Genomic DNA, 18,075 nt, shown 5'->3' on the forward strand with positions numbered 1-18,075 from the left:
GCTGTTTTCCTAGAGATAAGAGAAGTATCATTACTCCTCACCCAACAAAGCCTCAATCTTAGCTAATCTAACTTCCAGGTTTTGGTTATTGGTTTTTAGTTGTTTATTGATGGTTTCTTGTTTCTGAAGTGCCTCTTCCAATTTCTGATTTCTGATTTCTTGATTTGTGATCTTTTTCTCCTGGGCAATGGTATACAACGTCAGTTCTTCGATTTTTTGAAGGAGTTTAGAGTTCATTTCACCTAGGAAGATTCCATTTTGGGCTACCTCTGCTGCCGAGGGAATATCTTGTAAATGCCCCTCTGCATTGATATAATTTTCTACTTCTTCTAATGTAGGTAGTTCATATTCATCTTCGAATACAAAATCCGCCCAACCCGTGTCTACTTTGATTTCTTTAGCTCTTATACTACCATTTACAGCAAGTCTAAAACCAGCTTGTCTTGTTGGAGTACCAATCGAAACTTCTCCTAATCGACTAATTCGCATTCTGCTTTGACTTCCAGTAAAAAAATCCAAACCAAAATGACCAGACATATATGCATTTTGAGGGTTAGCAAAGGATGTAGTGCCATCCTGATACCCGTGAAAACCAAACCCGTATTGATTGATATACTCATCATTATATAGGAAATCATCGTTGCTAGCCATGGTAATCCCTGGTGAGTTATTATCTTCTGTACTGGCAGGTTTAATTTTTATAAGACCATTAATTTCTAGTTTTTCCGTTGGACTGGTAGTGCCAATACCTACATTTCCATTTTGAAAATAATGATTACCAGTTCCGGTTACTTCTAGATTACTATCAGAAGATATACTTGTATTAGGAACATCAGGCACTATAAAGTCAGGTATATCAATCCCTATTGGAGTCTCGTTAATTTGTATCTGATTGTCTTCAGAAACAATATCAACTTTATTCCTCATGTATGTTATTCGCGCTTTGTATCTTGTATAATATCTTACATCTGCATAAATGGATATTGTCTTATTAATATAACCACCTCTGGAGGTTGATAAATCTGTGATATTGCCTAATGAGATTTTTGCATTTCTTCTTAGACCTCTAGCTTCTACCAAATAAATATTTGGACTAGTATTTTGCGCTCCCTCTTCGTAACCTATTTGGATGATATACTTTTCATATCCTGATGAAAAGTACGTTTGAAATAATTCCACGACCATATAACTACCTCTCTGCCAATGATGAGAATTGAACCCTACCTTAGCAATTTCATACCTCCTAGCTTGGGCACTATTGGCAGAAAACTCATTAGTTACAGAGGTTTGAATTCCATTCTGATTTATAGAATTTTGCGAATGGATTAGATGAAAGCTTAAAAATATAATAAGTGATAAGATCTTTTTCATGTTATTTGTTTTCTATTAGTTGGTTCAATTTTTCTTCTAACTGATAAAGCTTAGATTTTTGATTTTCTAACTCTTTATCTAATTTGTTGTTTATGCTTTTCTGCTCCTTCAATTGCTTCTCCTGCGCAATCGTATACAACGTCAGCTCCTCGATTTTTTCCAGAAGTTTCATATTCATAAGACCCAATTCTACACCATTGGTTTCCATTTCTTTAGCGGATGGAATATTAGGCAAGTGTCCTTGTACTGCGATATGTTGTTGTACTTCTTCGATAGTAAGGAGATCGTAGTCCTTGGTAAACACATAATCCGGTGCAGGAACCGATAGATCAATTTTTACTTCTTCTGCATGGATGTTTCCTTTTACCGTGAGTTTGGCGTCTGGGGTGGTGGTGCCGATGCCTACGTTGCCATCAAATGTTGTTATTTTTGGAAGGATTCTCAATGGTACATCTTGCCAGTTTCCATTACCCCAAGTTCCTATTTCCATAGCATTTCTGGACTTATACCATCCTATGAACATTCTTTTATCTTCAGTGGCATTTGATAGTTTAAGTTGCCAAGTATCCCCTCCTATAACATCTAACTTTCTATCTGGACTAGTAGTACCGATGCCAATATTACCGCTTACGTGTAGGTTTGAATCTTGGCCTCCAAATCCTACCAATACGTGTTCTCCAGTATTGTAATTTAGATATAGATCATCTATATTGCTATTAGAGAAATGTTTACCATCTATGTGTCTCGTTTTAAGATGATAATTACCATTACCTCCAATATTAACATGTCCCACAACCGTTAATTTACTATCTGGTGTAGTAGTGCCTATTCCTATTTTACCATCATTCATTATATTCATTGCATTGGATAATCCAGATGTTTTATTAGCTGCTACCGCAAATTTCCACCCATCACCATCTTTATAACTTAGTAATGATCCGTTAAACTCTCCATTAAGGCCACGTCTTTGCAACGTTATAGCTGCAGTACCATCTGTACCTCTATGGGTCATAAACCAAGTTGAGACATGACTATTACCAGTGGTTACCCCTTTGGCTGACATAATCAAGGTAGCTCCTTGATAGCTACCTGTACCCGTTCCTTCGATATGAATAGTAGGATTAGAGCTGGAAATTAATGTATTCCCTAAAACATGAAGTTTAACTGCAGGACTCGTTGTTCCAATTCCCATTTTTCCATCAGAAGTCAAGGACATTATATTTATCCAACTAGTACTATTATGTCTTCCTTGAAAGTTTAGTAAAGTCTTACCACCTGGATCAGAGTTAATAATTCTATGCCCAAATCCAGATCCATAATTTGATGTATACCAAGTAATGGATTTATTGGTGGAGTAATTAGCATTTAGGTTGTCAAATGTTGTGGTCTGCCCAATAATACTAACACTAGAGACTAAAAGACACAAAAGAAGCAATGATTTTTTCATAATATACTGACTGATTAATATGGTTTATATATAGGTAGTGCCATTTATGGCAAAAGTGTTACCCTACTTTTTTGAAAAAAAGAAGTTTTCCCCAAAACTTTTTTTAAAACAAGCGGCGAAAATACATGAAAAAGTAATACTGAACAATAGAAATAAGGGGGTGTTTTTCCCCTTTGTGTTTAACAATTCGTTAAGAAGAGAAGTAGTGGAGATAAACTACACAGAAAAAGTTTTTTAATGCTAAAAAAAATGAGATTTTAACATTTACATTCTTTGATTTTGATTTCTGTGTTCTAAGAAAGAAGTTTACTTAACAAAAGATGTTACTTCGATGATAAAAAGAGTAGTTTTTCTTTATCCAGAACATTTATCTAATAATAAGAAAGTGACACAACTAAAAATACTGCCCTATCCCAAACACAAATCCATTGGTAGAGTCTTCGGTAACTCCATATCCGTAATCAATTCTAAAAATGGCATTAAAAATACGCTTGTGCATAAAACGTAAGCCCACACCTGGGTATACTCTGAAGTTTTGAGTATCACCAAAATCACCAAAATCACCACCTGGATTTCGCCAGCTACCACCATCTACAAATACATTGCTTTGTAATACAAACCAATCCTTCTCATACAAAGTATGTCGATATTCTGTATTGAGTACAATAACTCCAGTACCTCGATCAATGATATTACCAACTCCCCTAATATTAAGGTTATTATCTACCGCAAAAGGAGCAAAAGGAGTATCGTCATTAGTTGCCAGGCCTACTCGTAATCGATTTGCCCAGTTACCTCGTTTACCAATCCTTTGGTAATAAAAGAAGTCATTCCACCATATAAAGAAATCAGGCAATACATCTTCTGTGCTAATTACATATTGAGTGTTCAAAATACTACGAAATCCAGACACATACTGATAATCAAAATTTAGGTTGTTATACTCATATATAAACTTGTAGAGTAGTTTATTAACATCAAAATCCTGAGGCACATCAGGACTGGTAGCACCGGTTTTATAGGTATAATCTTCATTAAAATAATTGATTCCTAATTCTACACGGTTTTGTAGATTGATTTGATACAATCCACTTAATTCATAGGATGTATTGTTATATTTATAATCTGCGGTACCATTATCGAGAAATACTGGCTCCTGAGTGGTGAGGTTTTGATAGTTTACTGCTAATCCAAATCTTTTATTGAATAAAAAAGGTGCTCTAAGCTGTGCTCCAAAAGAATTGTAGATATCATTTTGGTAATACCCTCCTAGCGTAATATTCTGTCCAAAAAGATTAAACTCAGACAATGTTGCCCTAAAAGCAAATTCATCATCATTAGTGGTATATACATTAATTCCCGGAATAATTGTAAAGTTCTCTTCGACACCATATACCACCTCATAACCTTGTTCTTTCTCGTGTACCTGATAATACGCATGGGCAATTGATGGTAATCGTTTTAGCCTTTTAATATCTTTTTCAATAATCAAAGAGTCCAAAACCATTCCTTCTTTAATAGAAGTTAACTTAGCAATTGCGGAGGTTTTCGTTTTTTTATTGCCTTGAATAATAATCTCAGAGATAACTCTATCCTGGCTAAAACTTAGATAGTTTATTAAAAGGAAAAAAAATGTAAGTTTAGATTTCATGTGTTTATAATATTGTTTTGGATATCACACAGAACTCCCCAAATAAATATTTTCGATGTGTATCAAAAGCTTTGTTATGGCTCGTTTCATTTGCTTGTTGAGTAAAACTCTTTTATTAATTTTTCTGAAGGTTTATTCTGTATCGTAAACCTATTATTATTTTTTCCGCCGACTTCAGAGTGATTATGAAACCATTTCCAAAGAAATCCACCCGCAAACCAGGGTTCGTTCCAGAACTCTTCATATAAAGCTGTTAGAGCATTGCTTTGCGCTTGTAAATCGACATTGCCATTAGTTTTTCCGGAATCCCAGGGTTCTTTTCCGGTATAATGTACACTACGATACCCATATTCTGTAAACAAAACAGGTTTCTGTATTTTAGCTTGCAATACCTTCATTTTTTCTTTGTGTTTTTGCCAACCTAGTTTCATTTCTTCTATAGAAGGCGTTTTACTTTCTGAAACCGGAAAATAAGCGTCAATTCCTATATAATCCAGTTGGTTCCAAAATGGTGCACGATCAAACTGATCCCAGTTTTCGGCATACGTAAGTTTACCTTTATAAATAGACCTGATCTTTTTAATCAGCTCGTTCCAATACCCTGATCTTTTTTGAACAAAAGTGTGCAACTCAGTACCAATACATAATATAGGAACTTTCATTTCTTCGGCTAATTCTGCATACTGCAAAATGAATGCTTCATACGATGTTTCAAAAACCTTCCAGTTTTCTTCAGAGTTCATACTGATATTACCCGTAAACTCTCCTCTCCATACCCAAATCTGAGGTTTTAGCATCACCTGGATTCCTCTGGCGTTTAACAGCTCAATAGTTCTTTTGGCTCCATCTCTTCGTTCTCCCCACCATTGTCTTTGGATATTAAAAGTAACCTTAGGAGACTCTAGATTTCTTACAAACCCAAAAGGCATAACCGCGGCCCAATTAGCATTTACTTTTACAACCGGATCTACATGTGTATTATTAATCTCTTTTGGAGAACCTACAAAACTAACTCCGTTAATTTTTGGCTCTTGCCCAGAACAATTACAGAACGTAATCGTAATCAGCAGTATAAAAAACTTTCTCATATCTATTTTTATACCGCTGAAAATACAATTTTTATGTCATATCCTAGAACAATGCTCTTAAACCTAAACTAAAAGTTTGTCCTAATCCTTGAAAATTATCTCCTCTAACAAATTTGCCAAAAGAAGCTTCTATATTCAGTATTTTAGTCAATTGATATTTACCTCCAAAGCCTAATTGAGTTCCATTTTGAGCAAAATCATTTCCTAAATCAATAAGAAAGGCTTGTTGAGCATTTACAAAGACTGTAGATTTTGATGTAGGAAAATAACTTAGAAATGCACTTAGGGGTAAAAACAAACTATTATTTGCAAAACGCTCACTTAAATTCTCTTGTGATCCATCTGCATCACTGGATTTTTCTCCAAAATTATACTTAAAATCTACTTCGGTAAAAATCTGCCATTTATTTCCTCCAAATGTATGATCATAGAAGAATTTTGTCTCCCAGGCAAAACTTCTCTGATCTAAGAATGAAAAAACATCATCCTCAACTGAGTCCGGTTTATCTTCGAATACCGGAATGATAAAAGATGTAGTAAAAGAAAAAGTAGATAAACTTCTAAAAGGTTGCACTCTAATTGCAGGTGCTATGGTTGTTAAGCCTGACCGTCTATCGTTTCCATTATCTTCAAAAGAAAAAACATCTAAAGCTCCTTGACCTCCTAATGTATTAGATCTAAATTGAAAAACTGCTCCAACATTTACTCTTGAATTCTTACTAACCCCCGTAAATATTTCAGTAGTATTCGTAAAGAAGGTTTGTCTGTCTATTGTTCTTGATTCAGACCCTTCATCTGTTTGTTCTGTCTGCGTATAAATACTATTAAAAAACTTGATATCCCATTGTCCTTTTCTCAATAGTTTTGAAGGAGTGAACTCTTGAATATTTGATACTTCTTGATCCTGGGCAAACCCCATAGTTAGAACAAAAAGGCATAATACAGTTACTAGTTGTTTGCTTTTCATTTTTAAGATTTTTAATGTAAATTTTCCTCTAAGGCATATGTATATACCTTCTAAGAACATTTATTTCGATTTATAAAAGTTTGAGATTTATTATTTAGTCTGGTTTAAACTCCAGTTATATGGGTAATATGACACCTTTGATTTGGCAGGTAATGGTTCTTTTCTAAATGTATTGATATAATCAATCTCAGAACCATTTTGAACAAAATCCTCTTTATACCACTCGAATATTTGTGAGATTTGCACTTTCTTCCCTTTTACCTTAATAAAGTTAGGATCATTTAGAGCTTTAACCGTTTGGCGTTGTAACTGTTTCTCTAAAACAGAAGGCTTATAAGCTTCAGTAATAATTGGAGGACATCCTAGACCGGCACACACCAGAACAAAATGAAAACGTGCCTCTCCAGGAAAGTTTTTACGAAGAATCTTATTCTCTAAGTCATTAAGTGTAGTAGTTTTTCCTCCAAGATTATAAGTCGTCTTATCAAAGAAACCTTTAATATCCAAAGGTGATTTGGTAGGGTATTTGTCCACTATTCCTTTAATCACTGCCAGATTATAAGCGTTTATATAAAATGCCTGGTAAGTTTTAGGATTACTTTTCGAAACATTGATTTCGGCAGCCATTTCTATTAGTAGATTCAATGACGACGGATCTTTTTTAATTGCCTTATAATTTACTCTTCCATTAGATACATTTACTTTAAAAAAAGCATCCGCTTTAGTAAAAAACGCCTCCACATCCTGAGAAAAAGTTACTTGAGCCGACAGAATCATTAATAGTAGTAAGGTTATCTTTTTCATGATTTTAATTTTTACTAGTTTTCCTATTAGGAAATATAATTTGAGTTTTAAAAATGTTAAAATTCACTTGGGTAACGAGCAGTCAGTCGAAGGTTATTTCAGCTGCTTACAAAGTTTTTTGAAATTCTATAGGCAAATTTCACGTTCGATATAAAATGCTTTTCCTTACAGAAACAATTGATTTTTAGACTGATTCTAAATTAATCAAGCAACATAAGTTCTTATATTTATAATCGACTTATTCACCGAAGTGTTCACTTCTATAGATAAAATTGACAATCAACAATCATCTTTATGGAACATATTGTAATTATCGGAAATGGAATTTCAGGAGTTACTGCTGCCAGACATATTCGTAAAATGTCTGACAAAAGGATTACCATTATTTCTGCCGAAACAGATTATTTCTTTTCACGCACTGCACTTATGTACATATACATGGGGCATATGAAATTCGAACATACGCAACCCTATGAAAACTGGTTCTGGAAAAAAAACCGAATCGAGCTTAAAAATGGTTTTGTATCAAAAGTGAATCACCAAGCAAATGAATTAGTTTTTGCTAGTGGAGAAACCATGAAATATGATAAACTAGTCATAGCTGTAGGCTCTAAACCTAATAAATTTGGTTGGCCTGGTCAGGATCTCGATGGTGTGATGGGTATGTATCACAAACAAGATCTGGAGAACTTGGAAAAACACGCTCCTAACAATAAAGTATGTAAACGAGCTGTTATTGTTGGTGGCGGATTGATCGGAATCGAATTAGCAGAGATGCTTCATTCTCGGGATATTCCTGTTACTTTTTTGGTGCGAGAAGATAGCTTCTGGAATGGTGTACTGCCTGCCGGCGAAAGTGGTATGATCAATAGACATATTAAAAATCATCATATTGATCTTCGTCTGGGATCTAATCTCAAAGAAATCATCTCAGATGAACATGGTAAAGCCAAAGCTGTTGTTGTACAAGAAACAGGAGAAGTTATTGATTGTGATGTAGTAGGATTAACTCCTGGGGTATCTCCTAATGTGGATTTCCTTAAAGAATCAGGGATCGAATTAGGTCGTGGCGTAAAGGTTAATCGCTTTTTGGAAACCAATATTCCCAATATTTATGCTATTGGTGACTGTGCAGAGCAACATGAAGCCATAGGATTAAGAAGACCTATCGAAGCGGTATGGTATACTGGTAGGATGATGGGGGAAACTGTCGCACAAACAATCTGTGGAAATCGAATTGAATATAAACCCGGACACTGGTTTAACAGTGCTAAGTTCTTAGATATCGAATATCAAACCTATGGTTGGGTATTTGGGCAACCTAAGGAATATGAAGCGCAATTTCATTGGATTCATGAAGATGATACCAAATGTATTACAGTATCCTATCATAAAGAAACTCAGGAATTTTTAGGTATTAACACCTTTGGAATACGGATGCGTCATGAAGTTTTTGATCGTTGGTTAACCGAAAAGCGAGATGTTAATTATGTAATGCAACATCTCTCTGAAGCTAATTTTGATCCGGAATTCTACACTTTATATGAATCTGAGATTCTCTCAGCTTTTAAAAAAACACAACTACAAACTGCATAAAAAATAATCTATTTAGACCTACAAGGTCTGGAAAAACATAAACACAATGAGTAATAAATTAGATCATAGTATGTCTTTAGCAAGCCCTGACGCTAAAGGGATTTCTACAAAACAAAAGATAGCTTTAGCAACCGGGCTAATTGGACTTTTTGTTCTGGTGTTAGCACTAGCAAATATTAATCTTCCTAATCAAGGGGTGTTTCTTACTGTAGCTTTAGGGTTAATTACAGTAGGAACTATATTATTTGCCAATGATGCCTACCTCACCAAATTAGAAGGAATTAAAAATGATGGTGTATGGTTTAAATCCATATCTTCTCGAGGTGTACTGGGATGGCTTACAGGAGTTGGGTTAACTGCATTTTATATTGTACTCTACTTCTATGCTGAATTACTAGGATTAGGAACTAATGGCCAAGCTAATACAGGGTTAGTATCGTTATTTGATCCGTTAAGTAGGTTATTAAGTGGCAATCCTGCTAGTCAATGGTTTGTATATGGAACGTTATATACTATAGCTATCATTGCTTTTGGGTATAAATTTATTCTTAAGTATCGACATAATCGCTATCAACAGATCCGTACAGTTTCGGTAATGTTTTTTCAGTTAGGATTTGCATTCTTAATTCCAGAGTTTATGGCAAGGCTGAATTCAGATTCTTTTAAACTCCCATATTATGATCTAAAAAATGTTTGGCCATTAAACTATTATAATTTTGAACAATATAGAATAGATGAATTCATCAATGCTGGTAATATTGGTTTAGCCTTATTGATATTTGGAGTTGCTTCAATCTTTATTATCACACCGATTCTAACCTACAAATTCGGAAAACGATGGTACTGTTCATGGGTTTGTGGTTGTGGTGGATTGGCTGAAACTGCAGGAGATTCCTTTAGACAATTGTCCAGTAAAAAACTTAGTGCATGGAAATTGGAGCGTTGGTTAATTCATACCGTACTAGTTTTTGCAGTAGTTATGACAACTGCCGTTGTATATACTTACTTAGGTTATGACCCCAATAAATACTGGTTAACTAAAGATGTTTTCCTTATTAGTGTCGCTGGGTTTTTGACACTGGTATTTGCGGGAGTAATGATTTTCAAAAGAAAGGAACTTGGTAAAGATGCTCGTTATGGAGCTATTGGATATTTTGCAGTAATCGCTCTACTTATTGGTATGCACTATTTTGGTGATGGTGGTAAAATATTCTTTATAAAAGCTGAAACTTTACGATCATCATACGGATTTGCAATCGGTTCCATATTCTCAGGAGTGATTGGTACCGGGTTTTATCCAATCCTGGGAAACAGAGCATGGTGTCGTTTTGGATGTCCTATGGCTGCTATTCTTGGTTTCCAACAACGATTATTCTCTAAGTTTAGAATAACAACTAATGGAGGACAATGCATTTCTTGTGGTAACTGCTCTACCTATTGTGAAATGGGTATTGATGTAAGATCTTATGCACAAAAAGGTGAAAATATTGTACGATCGAGCTGTGTAGGATGCGGAATTTGTTCTGCAGTATGTCCCAGAGGTGTTCTTAAATTAGAAAATGATAAGCTTGATGGACGTATCAATTCTAATGAAATCTTATTAGGTAATGACGTAAACTTAATGGATTATGTAAATAAAAAATAGTTTATAATTTATATAAGTTATTAGAAAAACAAAGTAGCATTCTAAATATTTAGAATGCTACTTTGTTTTTTATCATAACAGAAATCATACAGAACTAAGCTGTTAGTCCTAACGGGAAAATAAGATTAATTGTAGTTCCTTTTCTATATTCGCTTTTTATTTCCATGATTCCATTCTGCTTCTCTACCAAACGTTTAGCGATACTCAAACCGTAACCTGTTCCTTTTTCGTTATCGGTTCCAAGCGTAGATATATTTTTATCCTCCTGAAATAACCTTCCTATACGTTCATCTGACATCCCTATTCCATTATCGACGATCTCAATTCGTAACTGACGATTTTCTTTTTGAGATCTAATAACAATATTAGAGCCTCGATGAGAAAATTTAATAGCGTTCGCAATAAGATTTCTCAAAACAGTTTCCATCATTGTAGCGTTAATAGCTATTTCAAGGTTTTCAGGAAGCATATTTACTAAACTTATTTCTTTCCTCTTCCTTTTAAAATCTGAAAACTCAAAAACACGATTTACTATTAAGGATAAATTTCTCTTTTCCAGAACAACCTCCGATTGTTGCTGATAGGTTTTTCCCCACTTTAATAAATCCTCAAGTAATTTATTCCCTTTATTTGCAGACTGTTTTAGCAAAGATTTTATTTCATCTTTTTCCTCCTGATCTTTTGCCTGATCAATTAGTTCCACCAACAGCTTAAGTTGATGAAAAGGTGTTCTTAAATCATGTCCAATAATTCTAAAAAGTTCGTCTTTAGATTCATTCATTTCTCTAAGCTCTTCATTCTTTATTCTTATTAAAGTATTAGCTTCTTTTACTTTTCTAGAAAGTTTTACTAAAAGACGTTGAGAAAAATAAGCCATTAACCCTCCTCCACTCACAATAATAGTATAGAACATAAATTTCTCTAACGGAAAAGAACTATAAACGACAGAACAACTTGCTATAAATAGAATATTAACAATTAAAAGTATTATGATATGCCTAAAGTGCACCAACATTCCTGCAGCAAATATCAGTAAGGCAACAATAACTTCAGTTTTTAGAAAATGTTCTGTAAAAGCAAACTCTGGATCCTGCAAACCAATCATAAGTGAAATCATCATACTTATTACTATAGTATATACAAGAATAGTTAACACAAAAGATTTACGAACAAGAGAAAACCTATAACATATTAACCCAATAATGGTGATTGCAAATGTGACCACTGATCGAATGAAGAAAAGATTGGTTCCTCCCTGATTATATTCTACTAAACCGTCAAGAATTACCCCTGGTAATACTATAAAGAGTATGGTAAATAATACTTTATCAAACTTAAAAAGGCTTACAATCTTCTGAGGTAAAAAATTCATAGTGATATAAATTTATTATAGCTAAGCCCAAGAATTCGAATACAATAATTTACTGGTGAAATTCTAGCCTAATGTAGTATTTCTTTAACAAATAAAAAAATTAAATATGTATTTTATCGTCATTAAATGTGTTTTAATCGATTTTTATTTTCATAAATACTTATAAAAAGTAAGAAAATTAGTATAAATTATTTTATCCTAAAGACAGAAAATTTTGAATTATTCTTTTCAAATTCAAATAAATCGTTTACACTTTTAGATGAATACAAAGTATTTTCCATCTACTTTGTAGGTATTTATTTTTATTTTCGTCTAAAGCATATATAAACTAATTAATAATGATTCTTAGACTATTAATTTTCATATGCTTTATTCACTTTTCAACTGCACAAACATCACAGGCAAAAGAATATCATTATGAATATTACACTAATGGAATAGTAAAATCCGAAGGTTGGAAATCAGGGAATACAAAAGTAGATTTCTGGCACTTTTATTATCCTAACGGCAAAGTTTCCAGCGAGGGACATTTTAAGAATAATAAGAAAACGGGATTCTGGTATTTTTACAATAAAAATGGTAAAGTAGCCATAGAAGGCCATTTTAGAGATGATAAAAAGATTGGATATTGGTATTTTTACAATACAAATAACAAATTAGTTAAGGAAGGACATTTTATAAACGATAAAGCCGAGAAATGGTGGATTATTTACGATATTGCGTCCGGAATTATCAGAAAATATCAATATAAAAACAATAAAAAAGAGGGATATAGTCTACTGTATAGAAGTAATAAGCTATTTAAAGCCGAACGTTATATCAATGATATAAAAACAGGAGAATGGACAGATGTATTTAGTTTTAAACGAGACAACCCCAACGCTTCATTATAATGCCTCCAATCATAAAAGTTATCATACCTGCTTTTAACGAAGAAGATTCTATTGCTCATGTCATAAAGGAGATACCTGAGATCGTCTCTGAAGTGGTAGTGGTGAGTAATAATTCTACAGACACTACGGAAAGTGTTGCCAAAAACGCAGGAGCAACAGTTTTAAAAGAAAGCAGAAAAGGATATGGTTATGCTTGTCTAAAAGGAATAGAATATGTCTCATCCCAAGATATTAAACCAGATATTATCGTATTTCTTGATGGAGATTATAGCGATTATCCAGCAGAGCTAACTCATATTGTGGAGCCTATTATAGAACATAATATGGACTTAGTAATAGGAGCTAGAGTCAAAAAATTGCGCGAATCTGGCTCTATGACCACTCCTCAAATCTTCGGAAATTGGCTTGCAACCAGTTTAATGAAACTTTTTTTTGGTGCAAAATTCACAGATTTAGGTCCCTTTAGAGCGATCAAATATGACAAACTACTATCCTTGGGCATGCAGGATAAAACCTACGGTTGGACGGTAGAAATGCAACTAAAAGTGTTAAAGAAACGTTATAATTATACAGAGGTACCCGTGCATTACAAAAAGAGAATTGGTGTCTCAAAAGTTTCAGGAACCATAAAAGGTGCTATATTTGCAGGCGTTAAGATATTAAGTTGGATTTTTAAATATAGCTTTACGTAACCATGGATATTGCTATCATCATAACCTACACCCTTGCCCTACTAATCATTTTTATGTATAGTCTGGCACAACTGAATCTGCTCGTTAACTATCTAAAGTCTAGAAAAGAACCTGACAACTCTCCTACTTTTGATTTTTCTAAAGAGGAGGAGATTCCTAATGTAACTGTACAATTACCAGTATTCAATGAATTATATGTTATGGAGCGTTTGCTGGATAACATTGCAGAGTTAGAATACCCTAAAGATAAGTTAGAAATTCAGGTATTAGATGATTCTACAGATGAATCAGTGGTTACAACAGCTGCTCATATTGAAAAATTACAACAGTCTGGTTTAGACATCAAGCATATACGACGTGAAGATAGATCTGGATTTAAAGCAGGAGCTTTAAAAGAAGGTTTAAAAATTGCCAAAGGTGATTACGTCGCTATTTTTGATGCTGATTTTCTCCCAGGAAAAAAATGGCTGCTACAGACTATCCCTTATTTCAAAGATGAAAATATTGGTGTAGTTCAAACCCGCTGGGGACATATTAATAGAGATTATTCTATGCTAACTAAAATTCAGGCATTTGCTTTGGATTTTCATTTTACAATGGAGCAGGTTGGCCGTAATTATAAAGATCACTTTATCAACTTCAATGGTACCGCTGGTGTTTGGAGAAAAACCTGTATTGAAGATGCAGGAAACTGGCAGGGTGACACCTTAACTGAAGATTTAGATCTAAGTTATAGAGCTCAGCTTAAAAAATGGAAATTCAAGTACCTGGAAGAAGTAGAAACACCTGCAGAATTACCAGTAGTAATTAGTGCTGCTCGCTCACAACAGTTTAGATGGAATAAAGGTGCTGCAGAAAATTTTCAGAAATTATACTGGAAACTCCTTAGAGATAAAACAGTTCCTTTTAAAACTAAATTTCATAGTTTCTTCCACCTATTAAATAGCAGTATGTTCTTATTAGTGTTATTGGTAGCTGTACTAAGTGTTCCCGTAATGTATGTAAAGAATAGTAACCCAATGTTTAGCTGGTATTTTAACGTCATCGCTTTCTTTGCATTGAGTACAGTCATATTCTTTTTCTGCTACTGGCATACCTTTAAAAAGATACACGGTAAAGGATTCTGGAATTTTATAGAATACATCAAAATGTTTTTTACTTTCTTTTCTATTGCAATGGGATTCTCTGTACATAATTCTATGGCAGTTTTAGAAGGTCATTTTGGAAAGAAAAGCGAATTTGTACGTACACCGAAGTTTAATATTAATTCATTGAAAGATTCCTGGAAGGATAACAAATACATTAACAAAAATATCTCTGGCAATACTATTATCGAAGCTTTATTGATGGGATATTTTGGTTTTGCATTGTATAGCGCCTTCAAACTTCAGGATTTTGGTTTATTCCTATTTCATATTATGTTATTTCTTGGATTTGGATTTGTATTCTTTAAATCGGTTACTTCTAAACTATAATGATAAAAGAAGTATGGAAATATCATAAGCTTTCCATACTTTTTATTGTTCTTGGCATTCTTTTTTATTGGAGTTTTGCTTATCAACTTGTTCGAACCGATGTTGTAAAAATGATAACACTTTGGACTGGGTTGTTTATCATTTCTTATCAACTTATCCGGCTTAACCCTAATAACTGGAAGCTACTGGCCATAACAGCTTTATTATTCCGAATCATATTTCTAATTGCTATACCTAATTTATCACAGGATTTTTATCGATTCATCTGGGATGGGCGAATGTTACTAGAAGGATATAATCCTTACTTATCCTTACCAGAAGTTTGGATTGCTGATGGTAATGCTCCAATTGCACAAGCTCAGGAATTATATAACGGTATGGGGCAACTTAACGGCCATCATTATACAAATTACCCTCCCATAAGCCAATTTTGTTATGTTATCGCGGCGCTTTTCGCCGGTAAAAGCATTTTAGGTTCAGCTATGGTTTTTAGAGTATTGATCATCTTGGCTGATGTAGGTACTTTTTTCTTCGGGAAGAAATTGTTGAAATCTCTTAATCTTCCGGTAAACAACATTTTTTGGTACACTCTGAACCCTTTTATCATCATAGAATTGACCGGAAACCTTCATTTTGAAGCTGTAATGGTGTTTTTTATCATTTGGTCCTTATATCTCTTACAAAAAGGGTATTGGTATTGGGCGGCAATTATTTTAGCACTTTCGGTTTCTGTAAAATTGATCCCTTTGCTATTTTTACCGCTGTTTTTTCAGAAATTCATTCTAAATAGACAAAAAAACCTGGATCGTCCAGATCTAACAAAAGGGTTAGTTAAACTAATAGGGTTTTATAGTCTTCTCATTATAACAGTATTATTAACATTTTCTCCCTTTCTTTCGGAGCAGTTTATTAATAACTTTAGTCAAACCATTAGCCTTTGGTTTCAGAATTTTGAGTTTAATGCCAGTATATTTTATATCATCAGATGGATTGGCTATCAGATTGTAGGGTGGAATGTTATTGAGACTGCTGGTAAAGTTTTGCCTTTGGTTACGATTACTATTCTTTTAGGGTTAACCTTCTTTAGAAACAACAAAACTACCATTCAGTTAATTACTGTAATGGTTATAGGTATTTGTAGTTACTATTTTCTTTCTACTACCATTCATCCCTGGTATATTTCAGTACCTCTAGCACTTTGTATTTTTACAAATTATAAATTTCCGATCGCGTGGTCATTTGTAATCATTCTTAGTTATACGGCATATCTTAACCCGAATTTTAAAGAAAATTTATGGTTTGTCTCTCTAGAATATCTCACTGTATTTGGTATTTTTATTTTTGAGATTTATAAGAACACTACTTTTACTTCAGTAAAATCAATATACATTGAAGATTAATTTTAAAAAAATAGGAAGACGGCTCCTAAGAGTTATAGCCGTAATTGCAGTTTTAATTTTTTGCGGTTATATCTTCTTATATGTCAAACAAGAACGGTTTTTTTTCAACCCAAAAACATTAGATAAAAATTATCAATATTCTTTTGACCAACCATTCGAAGAAATCAATATAGATGTTGACAAAGATATATCTTTAAACGCCTTACTTTTCAAGACAGATTCTATAAGCAAAGGTGTTATTTTATACTTTCACGGCAATGCAGGAGCAATCCATGAGTGGGGTGAACGCGCACCTTTATATACTGAAAACAACTATGATATTCTTTTTGTGGATTATAGAGGCTATGGTAAAAGTGATAGTTTTTATTCTAAAGAGTCACAATTGTATAACGATGCACAAAAGATATATGACTATGTTAAAACTCGCTATAATGAAAAGGATATTATTGTACTTGGTTTTTCATTAGGCACAGGCTTTGCTTCATATACAGCAGCAAAGAACAATCCAAAACTGTTAATACTCGAAGCTCCTTATTATGCATGGAATGAATTTATAGCCAGTATGGCTCCCGTTCCGGAATCTCTTATCAATTATGAAATTCCTTCATATAAATTTTTAAAAGAAGTCAAATGTCCCATTCAGGTTTATCATGGATCTAGAGACTTTCTAATCAAACCAGAAGAAAATTCAAAAAGGCTGGAAGCTTTATACCCTAATAAAATTAAGCACACCATGATCAAGGGTGCAGGACATAATGGTATTTATCTTACCAAACAATATTATGATGAATTAAAAGAGTTGTTGAATAGATACTAACTACATCATCTTTAGGTTAATCACTTCTTGCTCAGTTAATACTCTCCAATGACCACGCGGCAAGTCTTTTTTGGTCAATCCTCCAAAAATTACACGATCTAATTTAATTACATCATAATTAAGATGTTCGAAAAGTTTATGAATGATATTATTCTTAGCCGATTGCAATTGGATTCCTATTTCATTTTTTGAAGCACCTTCTATATAAGAGATTTCATCAACCTGAATAAAACCTTCTTTTAACTTAATACCATTTTCAATTTTCTGAAGATCTTCAAATTTAAGGTTACGACCTAACTCTACATGAAATATCTTGCGTACACCGCTTTTATGATGAGTGAGTTTCTTTTCAAGATCCACATCATTAGTAAATAATAGTAATCCTGTAGTATTACGCTCTAATCTTCCTACTGGTTTTAATCTAGCTCTGGAAGCATTAGCAACCAATTCCATCACTGTTCTGGTTTTTTCAGGACTGGTAGTAGTTACAAAACCTTTAGGTTTATTCAGAAGAATATATTCTTTTTTCTCAGGAGTAATTAGTCTACCGTCAAATTTTACCTCATCGGTTAGTTTTACCTTATAACCCATTTCTGTAACCGGTTTTCCGTTTACCCAAACACTACCTGTCTGAATATATAAATCGGCTTCTCTTCTGGAACAAACCCCAGAGTTCGCCACAAACTTATTTAATCGTATTTCATCAGGATCGGAAATCTTTTTGGGTGAATTGGCAGTCTTTCTTACAGGTGCACTTCCTTTTCCATATTGTTTCCCAGCTGATTTTCCAACTCTTTTTCCACTACTATTTCCTTTACGGGAATGATCTCCACGACTCATATCTTACATTTTGTGCA

15 protein-coding genes are annotated in these 18,075 nt (G+C 33.7%); 7 read left to right on the forward strand and 8 right to left on the reverse strand.

The window, feature by feature from the left end:
• Positions 1 to 30: 30 nt before the first annotated feature.
• The 6 genes from J8M14_RS12335 to J8M14_RS12360 form a co-directional block, all read right to left on the reverse strand.
• Positions 31 to 1,371, reverse strand: a complete 1,341-nt coding sequence (locus tag J8M14_RS12335; RefSeq protein WP_211074926.1) for a hypothetical protein — start codon at positions 1,369 to 1,371, stop codon at positions 31 to 33.
• A 1-nt stretch (position 1,372) separates the two neighbouring features.
• Positions 1,373 to 2,818: a tail fiber protein gene (locus J8M14_RS23080; RefSeq protein WP_247672626.1), complete on the reverse strand. Its 1,446-nt coding sequence runs from the start codon at positions 2,816 to 2,818 to the stop codon at positions 1,373 to 1,375.
• Positions 2,819 to 3,212: 394 nt separating this feature from the next.
• Positions 3,213 to 4,469, reverse strand: a complete 1,257-nt coding sequence (locus tag J8M14_RS12345) for a POTRA domain-containing protein (RefSeq protein ID WP_211074927.1) — start codon at positions 4,467 to 4,469, stop codon at positions 3,213 to 3,215.
• Between the two features lie 86 nt (positions 4,470 to 4,555).
• Complete coding sequence (locus tag J8M14_RS12350; protein ID WP_211074928.1) at positions 4,556 to 5,557, reverse strand: glycoside hydrolase; 1,002 nt, start codon at positions 5,555 to 5,557, stop codon at positions 4,556 to 4,558.
• A 43-nt stretch (positions 5,558 to 5,600) separates the two neighbouring features.
• Positions 5,601 to 6,524 (reverse strand): hypothetical protein, encoded by a 924-nt coding sequence (locus tag J8M14_RS12355; protein WP_211074929.1) that lies wholly within the window; start codon positions 6,522 to 6,524, stop codon positions 5,601 to 5,603.
• 90 nt (positions 6,525 to 6,614) lie between these two features.
• On the reverse strand, positions 6,615 to 7,328 hold the full coding sequence (locus J8M14_RS12360; protein ID WP_211074930.1) for a DUF547 domain-containing protein: 714 nt from the start codon (positions 7,326 to 7,328) through the stop codon (positions 6,615 to 6,617).
• A 294-nt stretch (positions 7,329 to 7,622) separates the two neighbouring features.
• On the opposite strand from J8M14_RS12360, the gene J8M14_RS12365 reads away from it, so the two are divergent.
• Both J8M14_RS12365 and J8M14_RS12370 read left to right on the forward strand, forming a co-directional pair.
• The gene (locus J8M14_RS12365) at positions 7,623 to 8,924 is read left to right on the forward strand and encodes an FAD/NAD(P)-binding oxidoreductase (RefSeq protein ID WP_211074931.1); all 1,302 of its coding nucleotides are present in this window, start codon (positions 7,623 to 7,625) and stop codon (positions 8,922 to 8,924) included.
• A gap of 46 nt (positions 8,925 to 8,970) precedes the next feature.
• Positions 8,971 to 10,569, forward strand: coding sequence for a 4Fe-4S dicluster domain-containing protein (locus tag J8M14_RS12370; protein WP_211074932.1), 1,599 nt, complete (start codon positions 8,971 to 8,973; stop codon positions 10,567 to 10,569).
• Positions 10,570 to 10,663: 94 nt separating this feature from the next.
• Here the strand turns inward: J8M14_RS12370 and J8M14_RS12375 are convergent, their stop codons facing one another.
• Positions 10,664 to 11,941 (reverse strand): HAMP domain-containing sensor histidine kinase, encoded by a 1,278-nt coding sequence (locus J8M14_RS12375; RefSeq protein WP_211074933.1) that lies wholly within the window; start codon positions 11,939 to 11,941, stop codon positions 10,664 to 10,666.
• A gap of 338 nt (positions 11,942 to 12,279) precedes the next feature.
• On the opposite strand from J8M14_RS12375, the gene J8M14_RS12380 reads away from it, so the two are divergent.
• Genes J8M14_RS12380 through J8M14_RS12400 form a run of 5 tightly spaced genes read left to right on the forward strand, consistent with a single transcriptional unit; the run spans position 12,280 to position 17,218 of the window.
• Positions 12,280 to 12,834: a hypothetical protein gene (locus J8M14_RS12380; RefSeq protein WP_211074934.1), complete on the forward strand. Its 555-nt coding sequence runs from the start codon at positions 12,280 to 12,282 to the stop codon at positions 12,832 to 12,834.
• Complete coding sequence (locus tag J8M14_RS12385; RefSeq protein WP_211074935.1) at positions 12,834 to 13,526, forward strand: glycosyltransferase family 2 protein; 693 nt, start codon at positions 12,834 to 12,836, stop codon at positions 13,524 to 13,526. Before J8M14_RS12380 ends, J8M14_RS12385 begins: the two co-directional genes overlap by 1 nt.
• A 2-nt stretch (positions 13,527 to 13,528) precedes the next feature.
• Positions 13,529 to 15,001 (forward strand): cellulose synthase family protein, encoded by a 1,473-nt coding sequence (locus J8M14_RS12390; protein ID WP_211074936.1) that lies wholly within the window; start codon positions 13,529 to 13,531, stop codon positions 14,999 to 15,001.
• Positions 15,001 to 16,401: a mannosyltransferase gene (locus J8M14_RS12395; RefSeq protein WP_211074937.1), complete on the forward strand. Its 1,401-nt coding sequence runs from the start codon at positions 15,001 to 15,003 to the stop codon at positions 16,399 to 16,401. Before J8M14_RS12390 ends, J8M14_RS12395 begins: the two co-directional genes overlap by 1 nt.
• Complete coding sequence (locus tag J8M14_RS12400) at positions 16,391 to 17,218, forward strand: alpha/beta fold hydrolase (protein WP_211074938.1); 828 nt, start codon at positions 16,391 to 16,393, stop codon at positions 17,216 to 17,218. The genes J8M14_RS12395 and J8M14_RS12400 overlap by 11 nt, the downstream gene beginning before the upstream one ends.
• On the opposite strand, the gene J8M14_RS12405 is transcribed toward J8M14_RS12400, so the two are convergent.
• Positions 17,219 to 18,058: a pseudouridine synthase gene (locus J8M14_RS12405; protein ID WP_211074939.1), complete on the reverse strand. Its 840-nt coding sequence runs from the start codon at positions 18,056 to 18,058 to the stop codon at positions 17,219 to 17,221.
• Positions 18,059 to 18,075 lie beyond the last annotated feature (17 nt).

Origin of the sequence: Aquimarina sp. MMG016 (assembly GCF_018100805.1) — a bacterium.
In the GTDB taxonomy this organism is placed as follows: Bacteria; Bacteroidota; Bacteroidia; order Flavobacteriales; family Flavobacteriaceae; genus Aquimarina.

Bases quoted from the DNA above. Each gene is read 5' to 3' on its own strand.
- J8M14_RS12360 (WP_211074930.1), bottom strand. From the start codon at position 7,328: ATGAAAAAGATAACCTTACTACTATTAATGATTCTGTCGGCTCAAGTA.
- J8M14_RS12350 (WP_211074928.1), bottom strand. From the start codon at position 5,557: ATGAGAAAGTTTTTTATACTGCTGATTACGATTACGTTCTGTAATTGT.
- J8M14_RS12365 (WP_211074931.1), top strand. From the start codon at position 7,623: ATGGAACATATTGTAATTATCGGAAATGGAATTTCAGGAGTTACTGCT.
- J8M14_RS12345 (WP_211074927.1), bottom strand. From the start codon at position 4,469: ATGAAATCTAAACTTACATTTTTTTTCCTTTTAATAAACTATCTAAGT.
- J8M14_RS12335 (WP_211074926.1), bottom strand. From the start codon at position 1,371: ATGAAAAAGATCTTATCACTTATTATATTTTTAAGCTTTCATCTAATC.
- J8M14_RS12395 (WP_211074937.1), top strand. From the start codon at position 15,001: ATGATAAAAGAAGTATGGAAATATCATAAGCTTTCCATACTTTTTATT.
- J8M14_RS12375 (WP_211074933.1), bottom strand. From the start codon at position 11,941: ATGAATTTTTTACCTCAGAAGATTGTAAGCCTTTTTAAGTTTGATAAA.
- J8M14_RS12385 (WP_211074935.1), top strand. From the start codon at position 12,834: ATGCCTCCAATCATAAAAGTTATCATACCTGCTTTTAACGAAGAAGAT.
- J8M14_RS12355 (WP_211074929.1), bottom strand. From the start codon at position 6,524: ATGAAAAGCAAACAACTAGTAACTGTATTATGCCTTTTTGTTCTAACT.
- J8M14_RS12390 (WP_211074936.1), top strand. From the start codon at position 13,529: ATGGATATTGCTATCATCATAACCTACACCCTTGCCCTACTAATCATT.
- J8M14_RS12370 (WP_211074932.1), top strand. From the start codon at position 8,971: ATGAGTAATAAATTAGATCATAGTATGTCTTTAGCAAGCCCTGACGCT.
- J8M14_RS12380 (WP_211074934.1), top strand. From the start codon at position 12,280: ATGATTCTTAGACTATTAATTTTCATATGCTTTATTCACTTTTCAACT.
- J8M14_RS12405 (WP_211074939.1), bottom strand. From the start codon at position 18,058: ATGAGTCGTGGAGATCATTCCCGTAAAGGAAATAGTAGTGGAAAAAGA.
- J8M14_RS23080 (WP_247672626.1), bottom strand. From the start codon at position 2,818: ATGAAAAAATCATTGCTTCTTTTGTGTCTTTTAGTCTCTAGTGTTAGT.